Origin of the sequence: Tessaracoccus flavus, from assembly GCF_001997295.1 — a bacterium.
Taxonomy (GTDB): domain Bacteria; phylum Actinomycetota; class Actinomycetes; order Propionibacteriales; family Propionibacteriaceae; genus Arachnia; species Arachnia flava.
Genome location: NZ_CP019605.1, coordinates 1,754,313 through 1,772,770 on the forward strand (window position 1 = coordinate 1,754,313; position 18,458 = coordinate 1,772,770).

Below are 18,458 nucleotides of genomic sequence, written 5' to 3' on the forward strand. Positions count from 1 at the left end.
CTCAGCTCGATTTGTGTTGAGTTGTGCTCCCGACCGTATCTCGGGAACCTCACAGTGGACGCGTAGCATCTTTGTAGAAACAAGCCCTCGGCCTATTAGTATCGGTCAGCTCCATGCATTGCTGCACTTCCACATCCGACCTATCACCCCGTGGTCTACAGGGGGCCTTACCAGATTATTCTGTGGGAGTCCTCATCTTGAAGTATGCTTCCCGCTTAGATGCTTTCAGCGGTTATCACTTCCGAACGTAGCCAACCAGCCGTGCTTTTGGTAAACAACTGGCACACCAGAGGTTCGTCCGTCCCGGTCCTCTCGTACTAAGGACAGCTCTTCTCAAGACTCCTACGCGCGCAGCGGATAGGGACCGAACTGTCTCACGACGTTCTAAACCCAGCTCGCGTGCCGCTTTAATGGGCGAACAGCCCAACCCTTGGGACCGACTCCAGCCCCAGGATGCGACGAGCCGACATCGAGGTGCCAAACCATGCCGTCGCTATGGACGCTCGGGCAAGATCAGCCTGTTATCCCCGGGGTACCTTTTATCCGTTGAGTCCTGGCGCTTCCATGTGCCACCAGAAGATCACTAGTCCCGACTTTCGTCCCTGCTCGAGATGTCTCTCTCGCAGTCAAGCTCCCTTGTGCACTTACACTCGAAACCTGATTGCCAACCAGGCTGAGGGAACCTTTGGGCGCCTCCGTTACCTTTTAGGAGGCGACCGCCCCAGTCAAACTACCCATCAGGCACTGTCCCTGATCCAGATAATGGACCTAGGTTAGATAACCAGAGTGACCAGAGTGGTATTTCAACGATGACTCCACCTGAACTGGCGTCCAAGCTTCAAAGTCTCCCACCTATCCTACACAAGTCACACCGATCACCAATACCAAACTATAGTAAAGGTCCCGGGGTCTTTCCGTCCTGCTGCGCGTAACGAGCATCTTTACTCGTAGTGCAATTTCGCCGAGTTCATGGTGGAGACAGCGCCCAAATCGTTACTCCATTCGTGCAGGTCGGAACTTACCCGACAAGGAATTTCGCTACCTTAGGATGGTTATAGTTACCACCGCCGTTTACTGGGGCTTAAGTTCAAGGCTTCGCCGTGAGGCTAACCCTTCCCCTTAACCTTCCAGCACCGGGCAGGAGTCAGTCCGTATACATCGTCTTTCGACTTGGCACGGACCTGTGTTTTTAGTAAACAGTCGCTTGGGCCTGGTCTCTGCGACCCTCGACGCTTTCAGAGTAAATCCTAATACGTCTCAGGTCCCCCTTATTCCGAAGTTACGGGGGTATTTTGCCGAGTTCCTTCACCATGATTATCTCGATCGCCTTGGTATTCTCTACCTATCCACCTGTGTCGGTTTGGGGTACGGGCGGCTAATATCTCGCTCACGAAGCTTTTCTAGGCAGCATAGGATCACTCTTACGTTACTAAATGTAACGACACATCATGTCTCAGGCTTCACGAGACGCGGATTTGCCTACGTCTCACCCTACGCACTTGACCCGGTATTTCCATAACCGAGAAGAGCTACCTTCCTGCGTCCCTCCGCAGCTTGCCTAATACGAGTTCGGGTCACAGACTCAGTCTGCATCAGTCCGAAGACGTCCACAGACCTTGCGTGCTTAGCATCACTCGGTTCGGCAGGGGCGATATTTCGCCGGTACGGGAATATCAACCCGTTGTCCATCGACTACGCCTGTCGGCCTCGCCTTAGGTCCCGACTTACCCAGGGCAGATTAGCTTGACCCTGGAACCCTTGGATATTCGGCGGACGGGTTTCTCACCCGTCTTTCGCTACTCATGCCTGCATTCTCACTCGTGTGCTCTCCACGGCTGGGTTACCCCGCCGCTTCACTGTGTACACGACGCTCCCCTACCCATCCATACGACCTTACGGTCATAACGTATGAATGCCATAGCTTCGGCGGTTAACTTGAGCCCCGCTAAATTGTCGGCGCAGAATCACTTGACCAGTGAGCTATTACGCACTCTTTCAAGGGTGGCTGCTTCCAAGCCAACCTCCTGGTTGTCTCCGCAACTCCACATCCTTTTCCACTTAGTTAACGCTTAGGGGCCTTAGCTGATGATCTGGGCTGTTTCCCTCTCGACTATGAAGCTTATCCCCCACAGTCTCACTGCCGCACTCTCACTTACCGGCATTCGGAGTTTGACTGATTTCGGTAAGCTTGTGGGCCCCCTAGACCATTCAGTGCTCTACCTCCGGTAAGAAACATGCGACGCTGCACCTAAATGCATTTCGGGGAGAACCAGCTATCACGGAGTTTGATTGGCCTTTCACCCCTATCCACAGCTCATCTCCTCGGTTTTCAACCCAAGTGAGTTCGGTCCTCCACGACGTCTTACCGTCGCTTCAACCTGGCCATGGATAGATCACTCCGCTTCGGGTCTAGAGCATGCGACTCAAACGCCCTATTAGGACTTGCTTTCGCTACGGCTTCCCCACACGGGTTAACCTCGCCACACACCACTAACTCGCAGGCTCATTCTTCAAAAGGCACGCCGTCACCCTTACGGGCTCCGACGGATTGTATGCGATCGGTTTCAGGTACTATTTCACTCCCCTCCCGGGGTACTTTTCACCTTTCCCTCACGGTACTTGTCCGCTATCGGTCACCAAGGAGTATTTAGGCTTAGCGGATGGTCCCGCCAGATTCATGCGGAATTTCAGGGGTTCCGCATTACTTGGGGTGACGCTCGAGAGTGATCAACTTACGTTTACAGGAGTGTTACCTTCTTTGCTGTGGCCTTCGCAGCACACTTCAACTTCACTGATCATTTCTTACTCTCTGACTGCTTGACAGCACAGTCTGAGCGGCCCCTCAACACCCTAATTGCAACGCCTGTCAGCTATCACACAACTAAGGTTTGGCCTCTTCCGCTTTCGCTCGCCACTACTCACGGAATCACTGTTGTTTTCTCTTCCTGTGGGTACTGAGATGTTTCACTTCCCCACGTTCCCTCCAACTGCCCTATGTGTTCAGGCAGAGGTTGCCGGACATGACTCCGGTATTTCAAGGTTTCCCTATTCGGAAATCCACGGATCAAAGCTCGTTTACCAGCTCCCCATGGCTTATCGCAGGTTACAACGTCCTTCATCGGCTCTTGGTGCCAAGGCATCCACCGATCGCACTTAGTAGCTTGTTATATCTACAAAGATGCTCGCGTCCACTGTGAAGTTCTCAAGATACGGGCGGGCCCAGGTCGACCGACACCACAAGGTGCCACCCGGCGCTGGTCCGCGTAGAAGGCGCTGCCAAAGCAACCGACCCTTCAGGACCCAACAGCGTGCTCAGGTCTCAATCAGCCGGCTGCATTCCACTCCCGAAAACGGGTTGTACTAACAGACACGACATCAATCGACTTAATAATCAATGTTCCACATTCCGGTGCCTGCTCGCCCAGGAACGAACGCCCTGGAAACGAACATTGGACAGCAGCGCTACGCGCTCCTGCCAGAGGCTCCTTAGAAAGGAGGTGATCCAGCCGCACCTTCCGGTACGGCTACCTTGTTACGACTTAGTCCTAATTACCGGTCCCACCTTCGACGGCTCCCTCCACAAGGGTTGGGCCACCGGCTTCGGGTGTTACCGACTTTCATGACTTGACGGGCGGTGTGTACAAGCCCCGGGAACGTATTCACCGCAGCGTTGCTGATCTGCGATTACTAGCGACTCCGACTTCATGGGGTCGAGTTGCAGACCCCAATCCGAACTGAGACCGGCTTTTTGAGATTCGCTCACCCTTGCAGGTTCGCAGCTCTTTGTACCGGCCATTGTAGCATGCGTGAAGCCCTGGACATAAGGGGCATGATGACTTGACGTCATCCCCACCTTCCTCCGAGTTGACCCCGGCGGTCTCCTATGAGTCCCCGGCATTATCCGCTGGCAACATAGGACGAGGGTTGCGCTCGTTGCGGGACTTAACCCAACATCTCACGACACGAGCTGACGACAGCCATGCACCACCTGTATACCGACCAAAAAGGGGCACCTATCTCTAGATGTTTCCGGCATATGTCAAACCCAGGTAAGGTTCTTCGCGTTGCATCGAATTAATCCGCATGCTCCGCCGCTTGTGCGGGGCCCCGTCAATTCCTTTGAGTTTTAGCCTTGCGGCCGTACTCCCCAGGCGGGGTACTTAATGCGTTAGCTGCGGCACGGAGAACGTGGAATGTTCCCCACACCTAGTACCCACCGTTTACGGCGTGGACTACCAGGGTATCTAAGCCTGTTTGCTCCCCACGCTTTCGCTTCTCAGCGTCAGGAAAGGTCCAGAGATCCGCCTTCGCCACTGGTGTTCCTCCTGATATCTACGCATTCCACCGCTTCACCAGGAATTCCAATCTCCCCTACCTTCCTCAAGTCTGCCCGTATCGGAAGCAGGCTCAGGGTTAAGCCCTGAGTTTTCACTCCCGACGCGACAAACCGCCTACAAGCTCTTTACGCCCAATAAATCCGGACAACGCTCGCACCCTACGTATCACCGCGGCTGCTGGCACGTAGTTAGCCGGTGCTTCTTCTGCAGGTACCGTCACTTTCGCTTCGTCCCTGCTGAAAGCGGTTTACAACCCGAAGGCCGTCATCCCGCACGCGGCGTTGCTGCATCAGGCTTCCGCCCATTGTGCAATATTCCCCACTGCTGCCTCCCGTAGGAGTTTGGGCCGTATCTCAGTCCCAATGTGGCCGGTCACCCTCTCAGGCCGGCTACCCGTCGAAGCCTTGGTGAGCCATTACCTCACCAACAAGCTGATAGGCCGCGAGTCCATCCCTAACCGCCGGAACTTTCAAACTTCATACATGCGTAGGAAGTTCATATCCGGTATTAGCACCTGTTTCCAGGAGTTATCCCAGTGTTAGGGGCAGGTTACTCACGTGTTACTCACCCGTTCGCCACTCGTGTACCCCCGAAGGGGCCTTACCGTTCGACTTGCATGTGTTAAGCACGCCGCCAGCGTTCGTCCTGAGCCAGGATCAAACTCTCCGTTGAAATTTATCGGTACAGGAAAACCTGTTTAACCGTCAACTGTGTTTGACACTGACAGGATCCAATTGCTGGATCTATCAATTAATCAAAGGAATCCGTACCTGACCTAAACCAGGTGACGGGTTCGCACGCCTGCAGGACAAAAGCCCCACAAACAGTGCATTGTTTTTAGCATCAAACGAGGGACAAACCCCCACTCAATGCTGAAATTTGGCATTGACTTTAAGCACGCTGTTGAGTTCTCAAGTTTCGGGTGCGTCCCGCGCCTCATCTTCACGAATCGGCTTGGGGCAACTCGACCAACCTTACTTTCAAACAATCCCCGATGTCAAATCGACGACCATCCAAAACTTCAGTTATCCGCCGCTACAGCGACCATCCCAACCTTACTCCCAGCACCCAACCCAGTCAAATCGCTCTGACAAACGGATCGAACCACCAAAAACAGCCCAACCCCCAACTGACTAGGGGCTAAAGCACAAGACAGACGCTCACGCGGCTCGTCCTACGATACTCCCACCCACACACACCGTCAAATCTGTGCAAGTGCTTGGCTGGTCGCTATGTAGTTTGGTCGGACCCACCGAAGTGGGCATTTTCACCCCCCTATCCCCGTCTCCAGGCCCAGAGGCCTGGCTGAGGTCGCACTCTCGCCACAGGCCTTGAACCGGTTCCGTCTGAACGCAAGTTCGCCCGTGTCGTGGGTGGTGGGTGGTGGCTTCGGGTCCGTCCTGATTCGTCCGGTGCACCGTCGAAGCTTGAGGAACAATACACATCCCCGTGGAGGCACGCAAATCGGGGCGTATCCACCTCCCGACCCGGGCCCCGAACGCGGTTAGGCTGGGGGCTGAGCCCTGTGAGGGAGGTGCACGATGAGCGTGATGCGTCGCGTGGTGGCGGCCTGCAGCGTTCTTGTGGCTGGATGCGCACCGGTCACGACTTCGCATCCATCGGCCCCAGGGCCTCGCCCGTCGATACAGTCCACTTCCCCCAGCTCGTCAACTCAGGAGCCGGCCCCCTCCCCCACTCCCGCACCGCGGAGCGCCACCGTCAACGTCAGCGGTGACCTGCTCTGGCACAACACGTTGTGGACCAGCGCGGCCATCGATGCCCGGACCACCGGGACCGGGTCGCAGTTCGACTTCCTACCCCAACTGGAGGCGCTGCGTCCCCACGTTGAGGCTGCAGACCTCGCGGTGTGCCATTCCGAGGTCCCGTTCGCGCAGGAGGAGGGCCCGTTCCAGAACTATCCCTTGTTCGCCGCCCCGCCCCACGCCGCGACCGCCATCAGCGAAGTGGGCTGGGACCTCTGCACCACAGCGTCCAACCACTCGCTGGATCAGGGGTGGGATGGGCTCGTCCACACCATCGACGTGCACGAGAGCGCCGGCATCCTGACCGCTGGGACATACCGGACAGAGGCGGAGGCCACCGAGCCGATCATCTTCACCACGGGAAGTGGGGTGAAGATCGCGATCGTGAGCCAGACGTACGGCCTCAACGGAATAGCAGAGCCAGAGGGGAAGGGCTGGTCCGTGGATCTGATGGATTCCTCCAAGGCCATCGCCGATGCGGAGCGCGCCCGCGAGGGCGGGGCGGACATCGTCGGAGTCCACATGCACGCGGGCGACGAGTACTCCAGCGAGGTCAACCAGCAGCAGCGCACATTCGCTGAGGAGGTGACCCGGTCCCCGGCCGTCGATTTTGTGTTCGGCCAGCACGCCCACGTGCCGCAGCCGATCGACCGCGTCAATGACAAATGGGTCGTGTACGGGACGGGGAACCTCATCGCCGCCAGCGGTCCCGCCAAGCCACGCACGTACGACGGCTACCTGGCCGAGATCGTGTTCACCGAGCAAACCGATGGGTCATTCGCCTCAGGTTCGGCCGAGTTCATCCCCACCTTCATCACCCCGTTGAAGTCGGGCAAGCCGGCGCGGGTCCTGGTCATCGCTGATGCCTTGCGCGACGGCTCCGCGCCGGCCGATCAACTCGCCGCGTCGGCCGCGCGGACACGTGCAACCGTGTTGTCGCTGGGCCCCGCAGGACTCACCGAACGGGAGTAGGGGCGATCAGAGGTAGACGCCGCCCACCGTCTTGCGTCCCCGTCGCAGCACGGCGAACCGGCCGTGCAGGAGCAGTTCCGGGTTGAGCTGCAACTCTGGATCGGTGACCTTGTCATTGTTGAGGTACGCGCCGCCCTCGCTGATCGCCCGGCGTGCGGCGCCCTTGGATTCCACGAGCCCGGCCTCGACCATCGCCTCGACGACCCCCAGGCCCGGCTCCACCTTGCGTCCTCCTACCTCGCGGAGCACCCGTTCCAGGGTAGGGGCATCAAGTTCCCCGAGTTCCCCCCGCCCGAACAATGCGGCAGCCGCAGCGACGGCACCCCTACGCTCGTCGACGCCGTGCACGATGTCGGTCACGTCATCGGCCAGCGCACGTTGAGCCTCTCTGCGGAAGGGCGCCTCGATCGTGGCCTTCTCAAGCTCTTCGATCTCCTCCCGGGTGCGGAACGAGAACACCTTCAGGTAGTCGATCACCTTCGCGTCCTCGGCGTTCAGGAAGAACTGGTGGAACGCATAGGGACTGGTGAGGTCAGGGTCGAGCCATACTGTGCCGGACTCGGTCTTGCCGAACTTGGTGCCGTCCGCCTTCGTGAGGAGCGGTGTGGCCATGGCGTGTGCCTTGCCCTGGTCCGAGCGTCGGATGAGCTCCACTCCGGCGGTGATGTTGCCCCACTGGTCGGAACCACCGGTCTGCATCGTCACTCCGTGGCGCCGGTACAGCTCCCGGAAGTCCATCGACTGCAGCAGTACGTAGGAGAACTCCGTGTAGGAGATGCCTGCCTCCAGGCGCCGCGCGACCACGTCGCGGGCCAACATGCGGTTGACCGGGAAGTGTTTTCCGACGTCGCGCAGGAAGTCCAGCACCGACATCGTGCTCGTCCAGTCGTAGTTGTTCACCATCGTCGCCGCGTTCGCGCCCTCGAAGCTCACGTAGCGCCCCACCTGCGCACGGATGCGCTCCACCCATTCGGCAACCACGTCAGCGGAGTTCATCACCCGCTCCCCGGACTCCTTCGGGTCGCCGATCAGCCCCGTGGCTCCACCCACCAGCATGAACGGCTGATGTCCTGCCTCCTGCAGTCGCCTCGCCAGAAGAGCCTGGACCAGGTTGCCCGTGTGCACGCTCCTCGCCGTCGGATCGAAACCGATATAGAACTTGACGGATCCGGCGTCCAGGTGCGCGGCCAGCGCATCCGGGTCGGTCGAATGGGCGATCAGCCCGCGCCAACGGAGGTCGTCAAGAAGTGCATTCACGCCGGTTAGCCTAGCCTGGATCCACCGATTCCCCGCTGCTACGCAACCCCATGCAGGCACACCGGCCTCGCCGATCACGCTCCAGGTACGCCCGGTAGCTCTTCCCGGTGCACCCACCGGGTGCCGCTCGCTGCGCGACCAATCGGTGGATCCAGGCTTAGCCCCAGAGTTCGGAACCGGAGGCGGCGTCGCTCGCGTCGTTCGGCGTCATCCATTGAGACGACGCGCTGGATCTCGTCGTGGAGCGCAAGTCCAAGCGAGCGACAGAATTGCCGCCGCTCCGCCCCCGGATCCTCGGGCTCCAGCACGACCCGATCGACGATCCCCGCACGGAGCAGGTCGGCTGCCCGAATGCCCTGCGCGGTAGCCATCTCGGGCGCACGGTCCACCGTCCGGTGGACGATCGCGGAGGCACCCTCCGGGGGGAGCGGCGCGAGCCAGGCGTGCTGACTGGCCACGACGACATCGGCCGGCGTGAGGGCGAGCGCGATGCCGCCGGTCCCCTGCCCCATGAGGAGGCTCACGGTCGCCGTCGGCAGCGTGATGAGCTCGCTGAGCGTGCGGGCGATCTCGGACGCCAGACCGCGCTCCTCCGCCTCCTTGCTCAGCGCCGCCCCAGGGGTGTCGATGACGCTGAGCAGCGGGAGGTTGAGTTCTCGGGCGAGGCGGATGCCACGCCGCACCTCACGGAGCGCAGCAGGGTCCAAGGGGCGGCCCTGATCGTGACGGTCCTGCCCGACCACGACGCATGGAGCGTCGCCCCATCTGGCCAACGCCAGCACAGAACCGGGATGGGACTCGCCGTCGCCGGTCCCGTTGAGCATCGTGACGTCCCGCGCTGCGTGCTGCAAAAGCTCGCGAAGCCCCGGCCTGTCCGGCAGTCGTGTGCGCAGCACCGACTCCCAGGCGGGCACGTCGGGAAGGCGAGGAGTGGCCGCGGGACCCGCCGTACCGACGACAGGGCGTTCGGCCACGACGTTCAGGAGACGGTCCAGGTAGCTGGACAGCTCCTCGGGTTCGCAGACGGCGTCGATGACGCCGCGTTCGGCCAGATTGTCGGACAGCTGCACCCCCTCGGGGAACCGCTCCCCGTAGAGGGCCTCATACACGCGCGGGCCGAGGAAGCCCACGAGCGCTCCCGGCTCCGCCAGAGTGACGTGGCCGAGGGATCCCCACGAGGCGAAGACACCGCCCATGGTGGGATGTCGAAGGTAGACGAGGTAGGGCAGGCGCTCCTCCTTGTGCGCCATGACGGCCCCGGCAATCTTCACCATCTGGAGGAACGCCACCGTCCCTTCCTGCATCCGGGTGCCGCCGCCCACGGGCAAGGCGATCAGTGGCAGCCGCTCAGCGGTCGCGCGCTCGATGGCCCGGGTGAGTCGCTCACCCGCGGAAACGCCGATGGACCCCCCGAGGAAGGCCGGGTCCCCGGCGATGACGGCCACGCGGCGACCGTTGACGGTGCCGCAGCAGGCGATCACCGATTCCCGGCGACCGGTGGCCTTGCGGGCCTCTTCAAGCTCCGCGCGGTACGGCTGGACGACGCTCGAATCCGGGACGTCGAAATGCCACGGCTCGATGGATCCCGGGTCAAGGATGGTGGCGACGAGTTCGTCGACGCCCGGACGCGGCACGGCAACTCACCGAGCCAGAGAGTTCTGGGCCCATGACGCGAGGTCCCCCCGCGCGGCTCGGAGCTCCTGGATCTGCTCGGCCACCCGCACGGGCGCGGTACCCCCACGCCCGTCTCTCGACGCCACGGAGCCCTCGACCGTCAACACCTCGAGGACGCCCTCGTCGAGGTGATCGGAGATCGACGTCACATCGTCGACGGTGAGCTCCTGGAGGGTGATTCCTCTGGCCTCGCAGTACCGCACCGTCTCCCCGGCGACCTCGTGCGCAACTGAGAACGGCACGTTGGAGCGCACAAGGTAGTCGGCAACGTCCGTCGCCAGCGAGAACCCCCGCGGCGCAACCTCGGCCATTCGCTCTTCGTGGAAGGTGAGCGTGCCCACCATGCCTGCTACCGCGGGAACGAGGACGCGCAGCTGATCGATGCCGTCGAAGATCGGCTCCTTGTCCTCCTGCAGGTCCCTGTTGTAGGCGAGCGGGAGCCCCTTGAGCGTGGCCAGAAGCCCGGCGAGATTGCCGATGAGTCGACCCGCCTTGCCTCGGGCCAGCTCGGCGACGTCGGGGTTCTTCTTCTGCGGCATGATCGAACTGCCCGTCGACCAGGCGTCGTCCAGCGTGGCGAAGCCGAACTCAGCGGTGCACCAGATGATGACGTCCTCGCTGAGACGCGACAGATCCACCCCGATCTGGGCCAGCACGAACGCCGCCTCAGCGATGAGATCCCGCGCGGCCGTGCCGTCGATGGAGTTGGGCACGGAGGACTCGAACCCCAGCTCCGCTGCGACGAGTTCTGGATCCAGTCCGAGCGACGTGCCCGCCAGAGCCGCTGAGCCGTAGGGACTGACAGCCAACCTCTTGTCCAGATCACGCAACCGCTCGATGTCGCGCACCAAGGGCCAGGCGTGGGCAAGGAGGTGGTGCCCCAGGAGGATCGGCTGGGCCGACTGCAGGTGTGTGCGGCCCGGCATGACCGCGCCGGGGTGACGCTCGGCCTGCGACGCGAGAGCGTCAATGACCCCCACGAGGTCGCTGGCCACATTGCGGATCTCTTCGCGCAGATAGCTCCTGATGAGCGTGGCGATCTGGTCGTTGCGTGAGCGGCCGGCGCGGATCCTGCCACCCAGGACCGGTCCGACAATCTCCTTGAGTCCCCGCTCGAGAGCACCGTGGACGTCCTCGTCCGATTCGGCGGGGAGGAACTCCCCTTCCTGGACACGACGCGCGAGCTCGGCCAATCCGTCGTCCATCGCGGTGGCCTGCTCTGCCGTGAGCAGACCCGCCTGCAGCAGAGCTTTGGCGTGGGCGCGGGAGCCGCGGATGTCGTGGAGCGCCAGCCGCCAGTCGAATTGCGTCGACTTGGACAGCGCGAACATCGCCTCGCTCGGGCCTCCCTCGAAGCGTCCGCCCCACAGTCGTCCCGAGTCGTTCACGATAGTTCCTTTGCTGGTCGTCCGGTCTTGGTCATCTCCGAGATCGCTCCGACGAGGGATTCGGCCGACTGCTCATCGATAGCAATGACCAGCACCGTGTCGTCTCCCGCGATCGTACCCAAGACGCCCCTGAGGCTGGCGAGATCGAGATAGGAGGCGAAGTACTGGGCGGCCCCCGGGGGGGTGCGCACCAGGATCTGGGTGCCCGCATGTCGGATCGACTGGAGCAGTTCTGAGCAGAGGCGGGCGAGCTTGTCGAGCGCCGCACCGCCGGCGTCGCCCTGCGGCGCCGCGTACACCAGGACACCGTCGGCGGATCGCTCGCGCACCGCCCCCAGTTCCAGGAGGTCCTTCGACAGCGTCGGCTGGCTCACCGTGATGCCCTCCCCCGCGAGAGCCTCGATGAGCTCGGCCTGGGACGCGAAACGCGCCTCGACCAGCAGCCGTCTGAGCGTGGCATGGCGGCCTGCCCGGCTGACCTCAGACATGTGCATCGAGCAGCGACCCGAGCGCCTCGACGAAACCGCTCAGGTCCTCCGGTGTGGAAATGAGCGGCGGGGCCAGCCGGATGACGTCGGGCCGGGGTGCGTTGATGACGAATCCTGCAGTCAGTGCGGCGTCCGCGATCTGCGGTGCCACATCGGCCTTCAGCACCACTCCGAGCAGCATCCCCCGTCCTCTCACGTGGTCGATCAGAGGATGCGCCAGGGCGGCGACAGCCTCGCGCAGCCACCGGCCGGTGTTCCGGGCGCTGTCGAGCACTCCGGACTCGAGGGCGTCGAGCACGGCATTGCCGGCCGCGGCCGCGACGGGGTTGCCGCCGAACGTTGTGCCGTGCTGTCCCGGCTGCAGTAGGTCCACGGCCGGACCGGAGGCGAGGCACGCGCCCACAGGGAACCCGTTGCCCAGCCCCTTGGCCAGAGTCACGAGGTCAGCGACCACGCCGTCATGACGGTGGGCCAGCCATTCGCCACAGCGTCCCAGCCCTGTCTGAACCTCGTCGATCCACAGCAGCGCCCCGACCCGGTCGGCGATCTCCCGCGCGTCCCGCAGAAACCCATCCGGTGCTGGAACGACGCCGTTCTCGCCTTGAACCGTCTCGACGAGGATCGCGGCGGTCTGGTCGTCAGCGTGCGCCCGGAGCGCCTCCGTGTCCCCGAACGGCACAAAGACGACGCCCCCAGGGAGCGGCTCGAACGGCTCGCGGTACTTCGCGGTGTGGGTGAGCGCCAAGGCACCCATGGTCCGGCCGTGGAAGGACCCCTCCATAGCGATGACCTTGGTGCGACCGGTCAGCCGGGTGAGCTTGAACGCCGCCTCGTTGGCCTCCGCTCCAGAGTTGGTGAAAAACACCCGCGTCCGCTCCGCCCCGGTGAGCGCCGAGAGCCGCTCGGCAAGCCTGATCTGCTGCTCGCTGGCGAAGAAGTTGGACACGTGGCCGAGCCGGCCGAGTTGCTCGGACACAGCGCGGGTGACGCCCGGATGGGCGTGGCCCAGCGCGTTGACCGCCAGTCCCGACAGCAGATCGAGGTACCTGTTGCCGTCGGCGTCGAACAGATGTACGCCCTCGCCGCGCTCGAAGACCCGCTTCGGGCTACCGAACGCGTTCATCATGACGGCCCCGTACCGTGCCGTCAGCTCTTCCTGCGTCACCGCTCCCCCTTGATCACCATGGTGCCGATACCTTCGTCTGTGAAAATCTCCAGGAGAAGGCAGTGCGGCACCCGTCCGTCGATGACGGTCGCGGAGGTGACTCCGCCCTCCACCGCCCTGAGGCACGCCTCCATCTTCGGGATCATGCCGGCGTCCAGGGTTGGCAGCATGGCGCGCACGTCGTCGGCTGTGACCTGGGTGAGGATCGAGTCCTCGTCGGGGTAGTTCTCGTAGACGCCCGCCACGTTGGTGAGCATGACCAGACGCTTCGCACCCAAGGCGACGGCGAGTGCCGCGGCGGCGGTGTCGCCGTTGACGTTGTGGACCTGGCCGTCCCGATCGGGCGCGACCGTGGCGACCACAGGGATGCGCCCGGCGTCGATGAGATCGTTGAGTGAGCTGGGGTCGACCGCCTTGACGTCGCCGACGAGCCCGAGGTCGATCTCCTCATCGTCGACCATCAGCCCTCGCCGCTTCGCCGTGAACAGACCCCCGTCCTCCCCTGACATCCCGACGGCGAACGGTCCGTGTTGGTTGATGAGGTTGACCAGTTCGCGGCCCACCTGGCCGACCAGCACCATCCGCACCACGTCCATGGCCTCCGGGGTGGTGACCCGCAGCCCGCCCCGGAACTCGGAGTCGATGTCCAGCTTGCGGAGCATCGAGGAGATCTGGGGACCGCCGCCGTGGACGACCACGGGCTTGAGTCCGACTCGCCGGAGGAACACGATGTCTTCGGCGAAGGCCCGTTTGAGCGCATCGTCGGTCATGGCGTTGCCGCCGTACTTGATGACGACGGTCTCGCCCGCGTACTCCGCCAACCACGGCAACGCCTCGATGAGGGTGTTTGCCTTGGCGATGAGCTCGGGTTGCTGCGGTGAGCGTTTCCTGCTGGTCATTTACGTCGAGTACTCCGCGTTCTCCCGCACGTAGTCATACGTGAGGTCGTTGGTAAGGATGGTGGCTGTCGAGTCACCGGCGTGCAGGTCGACGGTCACCGTCACGGAGCGGCCCGACAGGTCCACGAGGCTGCGGTCCTCCCCGATCTGTCCACCCCTGCAGACCATCACCGAGTTGAAAGACACGTCGAGCGCGTCGGGATCGAACTTCGCGTCGGTCACGCCGATCGCCGACAGCACGCGGCCCCAGTTGGGATCGCCGCCGAAGATCGCGCACTTGAAGAGGTTGGACCGGGCAATCTCACGCCCCACTACCTCCGCGTCCCGTTCGCTCGCAGCACCGACGACGTCGATGGCGATCTCGTGATGCGCCCCCTCCGCGTCGGCGATGAGCTGCCTCGCCAGGTCCTGACAGACCAACGTCAGCGATTGCGTGAACTCGTCCGGGGTCGGGCTCTGCCCACTCGCACCGCTGGCCATGAGGATGACGGTGTCGTTGGTCGACATGCAGCCGTCCGCGTCGGCGCGATCGAAGCTCACGCGGGTTGCCTCCCTCAGCGCGGTGTCCAGCTCTTCGGCGGCCAGATCCGCGTCGGTGGTCAGCACCACCAGCATGGTGGCCAGGCCGGGCGCGAGCATGCCCGCCCCCTTGGCCATGCCCCCGATCGCCCAACCGTCGCCCGACGATCCGGCCTGCTTGGGCACGCTGTCGGTGGTCATGATCGCCTCGGCCGCCAGCGCCCCGCCGTCGGGGCTCAGCGCGTTGGACGCAGCGTCGACGCCACCCAGGAGCCGGTCCATCGGCAGCCGGATGCCGATCAGCCCGGTGGAGCACACCGCGACGTTGTCGGTGATGAGACCAAGGTTGTCTGCCACGCGCGACGCGGTGGCCGCCGAGTCCGCGAACCCCTCCGGCCCGGTGCAGGCGTTGGCCCCGCCCGAGTTCAGCACGACCGCCTGGAGCTGACCGTCCGCCACAGCCTGACGCGACCACTTGACGGGGGCCGCAAAGACCCGGTTGCTCGTGAAGACGGCCGCCGCGGCCATCCTCGGCCCCTCGTTGACGACAAGCGCGACGTCCGGCTTGCCGCTGCTCTTGAGGCCAGCGGTGACCCCCGAGGCGACGAAGCCGGCCGGTAGCGTCACACCGCTGCGTTCGGTCATGGGGGCACTCGTTCCTGGCGTGGGCTGACTGTTCACAGGGCTCATGGTGCCACTCCGACCGTCGACAGCCCCAGGGTCTCCGACAGACCGAGCGCCAGGTTCATCGACTGGATGGCCCCTCCCGCAGTGCCCTTCGTGAGGTTGTCCTCCGCTGCGATGGCGATGAGGCGACCCGCAGCCGCGTCCACCGTCACCTGTACCGCCACCCGATTGGAGCCGACGACCGCGGCCGTCTGCGGCCACACACCCTCGCGCAGCACGTCCACGAAGGGCTCCCCCTCGTAGAACTCGACGTAGGCCGCGCGCGCCGCGGCAGCATCGACGCCGTCCCGGATGGGAGCCGAACACGTGGCCAGGATGCCGCGCGGCATAGGGGCCAGGAGCGGTGTGAAGCTGACGCGCACCGATTGGTCGGTCACCGAGGCGAGGTTCTGCACGATCTCGGGGGTGTGCCGATGCACGCCCCCGACTCCGTAGGGGCTCATGTTTCCCATGGACTCGGCCCCGAGCAGGTGTGGCTTCAGCGACTTGCCGGCACCGGAGGTGCCCGAGGCTGCAACGATCACGATCTGCGTGGCGTCCACGAGGTCGCCGGCGACTGCCGGGAGCAGCGCCAACGTCGCCGCCGTCGGGTAGCAGCCGGGTACCGCGATGCGTCGCGCCGTGCCCAACGCTTCCCTGGCCCCGGGAAGCTCCGGAAGGCCGTACGGCCAGGTACCCGCGTGTGGAGACCCGTAGAACTTCTCCCACTCCTCAGCGTCCCGCAGCCGGAAATCCGCCCCTGCGTCGACGACCAGTACCTCGTCGTCGAGTTGCGCGGCAATGGCCGCCGACGCACCGTGGGGAAGGGCGAGGAAGACCACGTCGTGGCCGCTCAGCACGTCCGCGGTGGTCGCCTCGACGGTGCGGTTCGCGAGCGGGTGCAGATGCGGCTGGTGGTCGCCCAAGCGGTCCCCCACACTCGAATTCCCGGTCAGCGCGCCGATCTGGACTTGCGGGTGCTGCAGAAGCAGCCGGAGCAGCTCCCCGCCCGCGTAGCCGGTGCATCCGGCTACGGCCACTGTGTACGTCATATGCGAAACTATTCCAGATAATCAATATGTATTCAATTTGGGTCCGACGGGCTCGTTCGATCCCTATATCGTTGCGGCAGTTGATGGAGGTTCGTTGATGAGCGTTGCGCGTTCGATCCTGTCCCTGATCGTGCTCCTGGCGGCGATGTCGCTGTCTCTGCTGGGGCTCGGGTCGCACTGGGTGGACAGGGTGGCTCGTACCCCTGGGCCCTTGGCGGACATCGTCGGGCCGCTGGAGCCTGACGGCCAGATCGCCCGTGCCATCAAGGCTGAACTACGATCGGCGGTGCTCGCGCAGCTTCCTGATCTGTCCGCCGCACCCGAACTGGGCGCGCAGGTGGACGGCCTCATCACACGTGCGCTCGATGATGCGCTCACCAGCGACGAGGCCCAGCGCGCGTGGCGTTCCTCCCTCGATCTGACCCGGGCGGGGCTGGTTGGGTCTCTAGACGCCGTCCGCCGCGACGGCGCTGACGCCCCGACTGTCTGGTTTGAGCTCTCCCCGTTCATCGCGCTCGCGCAGCAGCGGGCGGAGGCCGCGGCGACCGAACCGGTCCGGGCCCAGCTGGCACTGGTGGGTGTACCCGACACGGTGGCGGTGCCGTTGGGCCGTCCCGACGCCGGGGAGGCGCAGGTTGCCGCCGACGCACTGGGTCTCGCTGGCAACTGGCGGATCTACTACGCGGGGGCACTGGTGCTGGCGGTGCTCGGCCTGGTGATCGGATCGCGCCGGGGGAGGTGGTGGGCCTGGCTGATGGCGACGGCGGCAGGACCGGCAGCGCTGTTCCTCGCCGCCCGCGCACTCGAGTTCGTCCGGGTGCCCGTCGCCGACTCCATCGCGAGTTCCCTCCAGGCACGCATCATCACCGGTTCCACCGCGTCGATCTCCGCGTGGATCTCCACGGCCTACTACGTCGGATTCGCGGCGTTCGCGCTGGGCGTCATCGGCCTGATCGTCGCCAGCGCCCGCCGCGATCGGTCCTGAACCCATCGGAGAAGACGCCATGTGGCGGCGTCGGCGTCACCTGGGGAAGCAGGTGGACCGCCCACAGCGCCCCCGCCCAACACAGCGCCCCGATGACAGCGCCGGCGGCGGTGATCGGCCAGGCGAGCGTGACCAGTGACACGAGCGCGGGGGTGAGCAGCCGACCCGACCCGGTGATGGTGTTCCACCGCGCCAGATGCCGGGTCCGGTTGGCTTCCGGGGAGAGGTCAATGCCCAGCGTCATCAACGCACCTGCCCCGAACCCGTTGCCGAAGGCAATGAGCGCGGCCGACGCGGTGAGCGCAATCAGCGCTCCAGACCGGGACCCGCCGGCCAGCGTGGCGGTGAGGAGGACGAGCAGACCGTACCCCGCGCCGCTGAAGAAGAGGCACGGCACGATGACGGCCGTGCGCCCGTAGCGGTCCATGAGCGAGCCCGCCGGGACGAACATCGCGATCTCGACGACCGCGGCGACGGCGAAGATGAGCGAGATCTCGTCGCCGGCCAGGCCGAGCATCGCGCCCAGCAGCGGGACGATCAGGGGTCGACCCACCCGCGCCATGACGAGCGGGACGATAGCGAGACCGACCATGATCATCGTGACCCCGGCCGTTCGGCGTGGATCGTGGGGCGAGTGCTCGACCGGCAGCCGCGCCAGACCGCCCGGCACCTGACGCCGGTTCTTTCGGGCCTCGCCTGGGACCATCCACACAGCGACGAGCACCGTCGCCACCGCCATGGCGGCAGCATCGAGGGCCAGGACCCACGCCTCGCCCCCCAGAGCGATGATGCCCGCACCCAGGAGCGGGCCCAGCACCTGCCCGATCCGCATCATCCCGCCGAACGTGCTCATCCCTCGGGCGCGGAGCTCGGGCGGCAGCGCGGCGCCAAGGTAAGCCTGGCGGCCGATCACCCAGACCTCCCGCGCCACCGAGGAGACCAGCAGCGTCGCGACGAAGCCGAGCTGGTGGCCGAGCGTGGGTCCATCGGCGACGCCGTCGCGGGCGATCAGGAACGCCCCCGTCTGCGTCAGCGTGACCACTGAACCGGTGGCGATCATCGCCCGCCGCTCCCCCACTATCGTCATCGCCAGCCCCAGCGGGATGGGTCCGAGCACTCCCACCACGCCGGAGATCATCGTCAGTGCAGCGGCGGCGGGAACCGAGAAACCCAGTGACAGCGCGATCAGCGGAATGACGGGCATCGTGGCCATCATCCCCATCGACTGGGCCAGGGTCGGGGCGTAGACGGGCCCGACCAGAGACCTCAGGACCGCTCGCGACTTCACCGGAC

At 64.1% G+C, this 18,458-nt stretch carries 11 protein-coding genes and 2 rRNA genes; 2 read left to right on the forward strand and 11 right to left on the reverse strand.

Annotated elements, in window-relative coordinates; translation table 11 throughout:
• Window positions 1-75: 75 nt before the first annotated feature.
• A 23S ribosomal RNA gene (locus RPIT_RS08100) occupies window positions 76-3,167 on the reverse strand.
• A gap of 323 nt (window positions 3,168-3,490) precedes the next feature.
• Window positions 3,491-5,009 (reverse strand): 16S ribosomal RNA (locus RPIT_RS08105).
• The 16S and 23S rRNA genes sit together here, the layout of an rRNA operon.
• 1,082 nt (window positions 5,010-6,091) lie before the next feature.
• Between RPIT_RS08105 and RPIT_RS08110 the strand changes: the two genes are divergently transcribed.
• Window positions 6,092-7,072: a CapA family protein gene (locus tag RPIT_RS08110; protein ID WP_162274520.1), complete on the forward strand. Its 981-nt coding sequence runs from the start codon at window positions 6,092-6,094 to the stop codon at window positions 7,070-7,072.
• A gap of 6 nt (window positions 7,073-7,078) precedes the next feature.
• Here RPIT_RS08110 and tyrS read toward each other — a convergent pair whose 3' ends face one another.
• The 8 genes from tyrS to argC form a co-directional block, all read right to left on the reverse strand.
• A complete protein-coding gene (gene tyrS, locus RPIT_RS08115) occupies window positions 7,079-8,329 on the reverse strand; it encodes a tyrosine--tRNA ligase (RefSeq protein WP_077342183.1) in 1,251 nt (416 codons plus the stop codon).
• A 74-nt stretch (window positions 8,330-8,403) separates the two neighbouring features.
• Entirely contained in the window at window positions 8,404-9,963 is a 1,560-nt protein-coding gene (locus RPIT_RS08120) for a carboxyl transferase domain-containing protein (RefSeq protein ID WP_077342185.1), read from the reverse strand.
• A gap of 6 nt (window positions 9,964-9,969) precedes the next feature.
• Complete coding sequence (gene argH, locus RPIT_RS08125) at window positions 9,970-11,334, reverse strand: argininosuccinate lyase (RefSeq protein WP_218121667.1); 1,365 nt, start codon at window positions 11,332-11,334, stop codon at window positions 9,970-9,972.
• 53 nt (window positions 11,335-11,387) lie between these two features.
• The gene (locus RPIT_RS08130) at window positions 11,388-11,879 is read right to left on the reverse strand and encodes an arginine repressor (protein ID WP_218121666.1); all 492 of its coding nucleotides are present in this window, start codon (window positions 11,877-11,879) and stop codon (window positions 11,388-11,390) included.
• Window positions 11,872-13,044: an acetylornithine transaminase gene (locus RPIT_RS08135; protein WP_093665112.1), complete on the reverse strand. Its 1,173-nt coding sequence runs from the start codon at window positions 13,042-13,044 to the stop codon at window positions 11,872-11,874. The genes RPIT_RS08130 and RPIT_RS08135 overlap by 8 nt, the downstream gene beginning before the upstream one ends.
• The gene (gene argB, locus RPIT_RS08140; RefSeq protein WP_077342191.1) at window positions 13,041-13,943 is read right to left on the reverse strand and encodes an acetylglutamate kinase; all 903 of its coding nucleotides are present in this window, start codon (window positions 13,941-13,943) and stop codon (window positions 13,041-13,043) included. Before argB ends, RPIT_RS08135 begins: the two co-directional genes overlap by 4 nt.
• A complete protein-coding gene (gene argJ, locus RPIT_RS08145) occupies window positions 13,944-15,107 on the reverse strand; it encodes a bifunctional glutamate N-acetyltransferase/amino-acid acetyltransferase ArgJ (protein WP_077342193.1) in 1,164 nt (387 codons plus the stop codon). It abuts the gene before it with no gap.
• Window positions 15,108-15,148: 41 nt separating this feature from the next.
• Complete coding sequence (gene argC, locus RPIT_RS08150) at window positions 15,149-16,180, reverse strand: N-acetyl-gamma-glutamyl-phosphate reductase (protein ID WP_077342195.1); 1,032 nt, start codon at window positions 16,178-16,180, stop codon at window positions 15,149-15,151.
• 97 nt (window positions 16,181-16,277) lie between these two features.
• On the opposite strand from argC, the gene RPIT_RS08155 reads away from it, so the two are divergent.
• Window positions 16,278-17,165, forward strand: coding sequence for a hypothetical protein (locus RPIT_RS08155; protein ID WP_077342197.1), 888 nt, complete (start codon window positions 16,278-16,280; stop codon window positions 17,163-17,165).
• Here the strand turns inward: RPIT_RS08155 and RPIT_RS08160 are convergent.
• On the reverse strand, window positions 17,122-18,453 hold the full coding sequence (locus tag RPIT_RS08160) for an MFS transporter (RefSeq protein WP_218121665.1): 1,332 nt from the start codon (window positions 18,451-18,453) through the stop codon (window positions 17,122-17,124). The genes RPIT_RS08155 and RPIT_RS08160 overlap by 44 nt on opposite strands.
• Window positions 18,454-18,458: the final 5 nt, after the last annotated feature.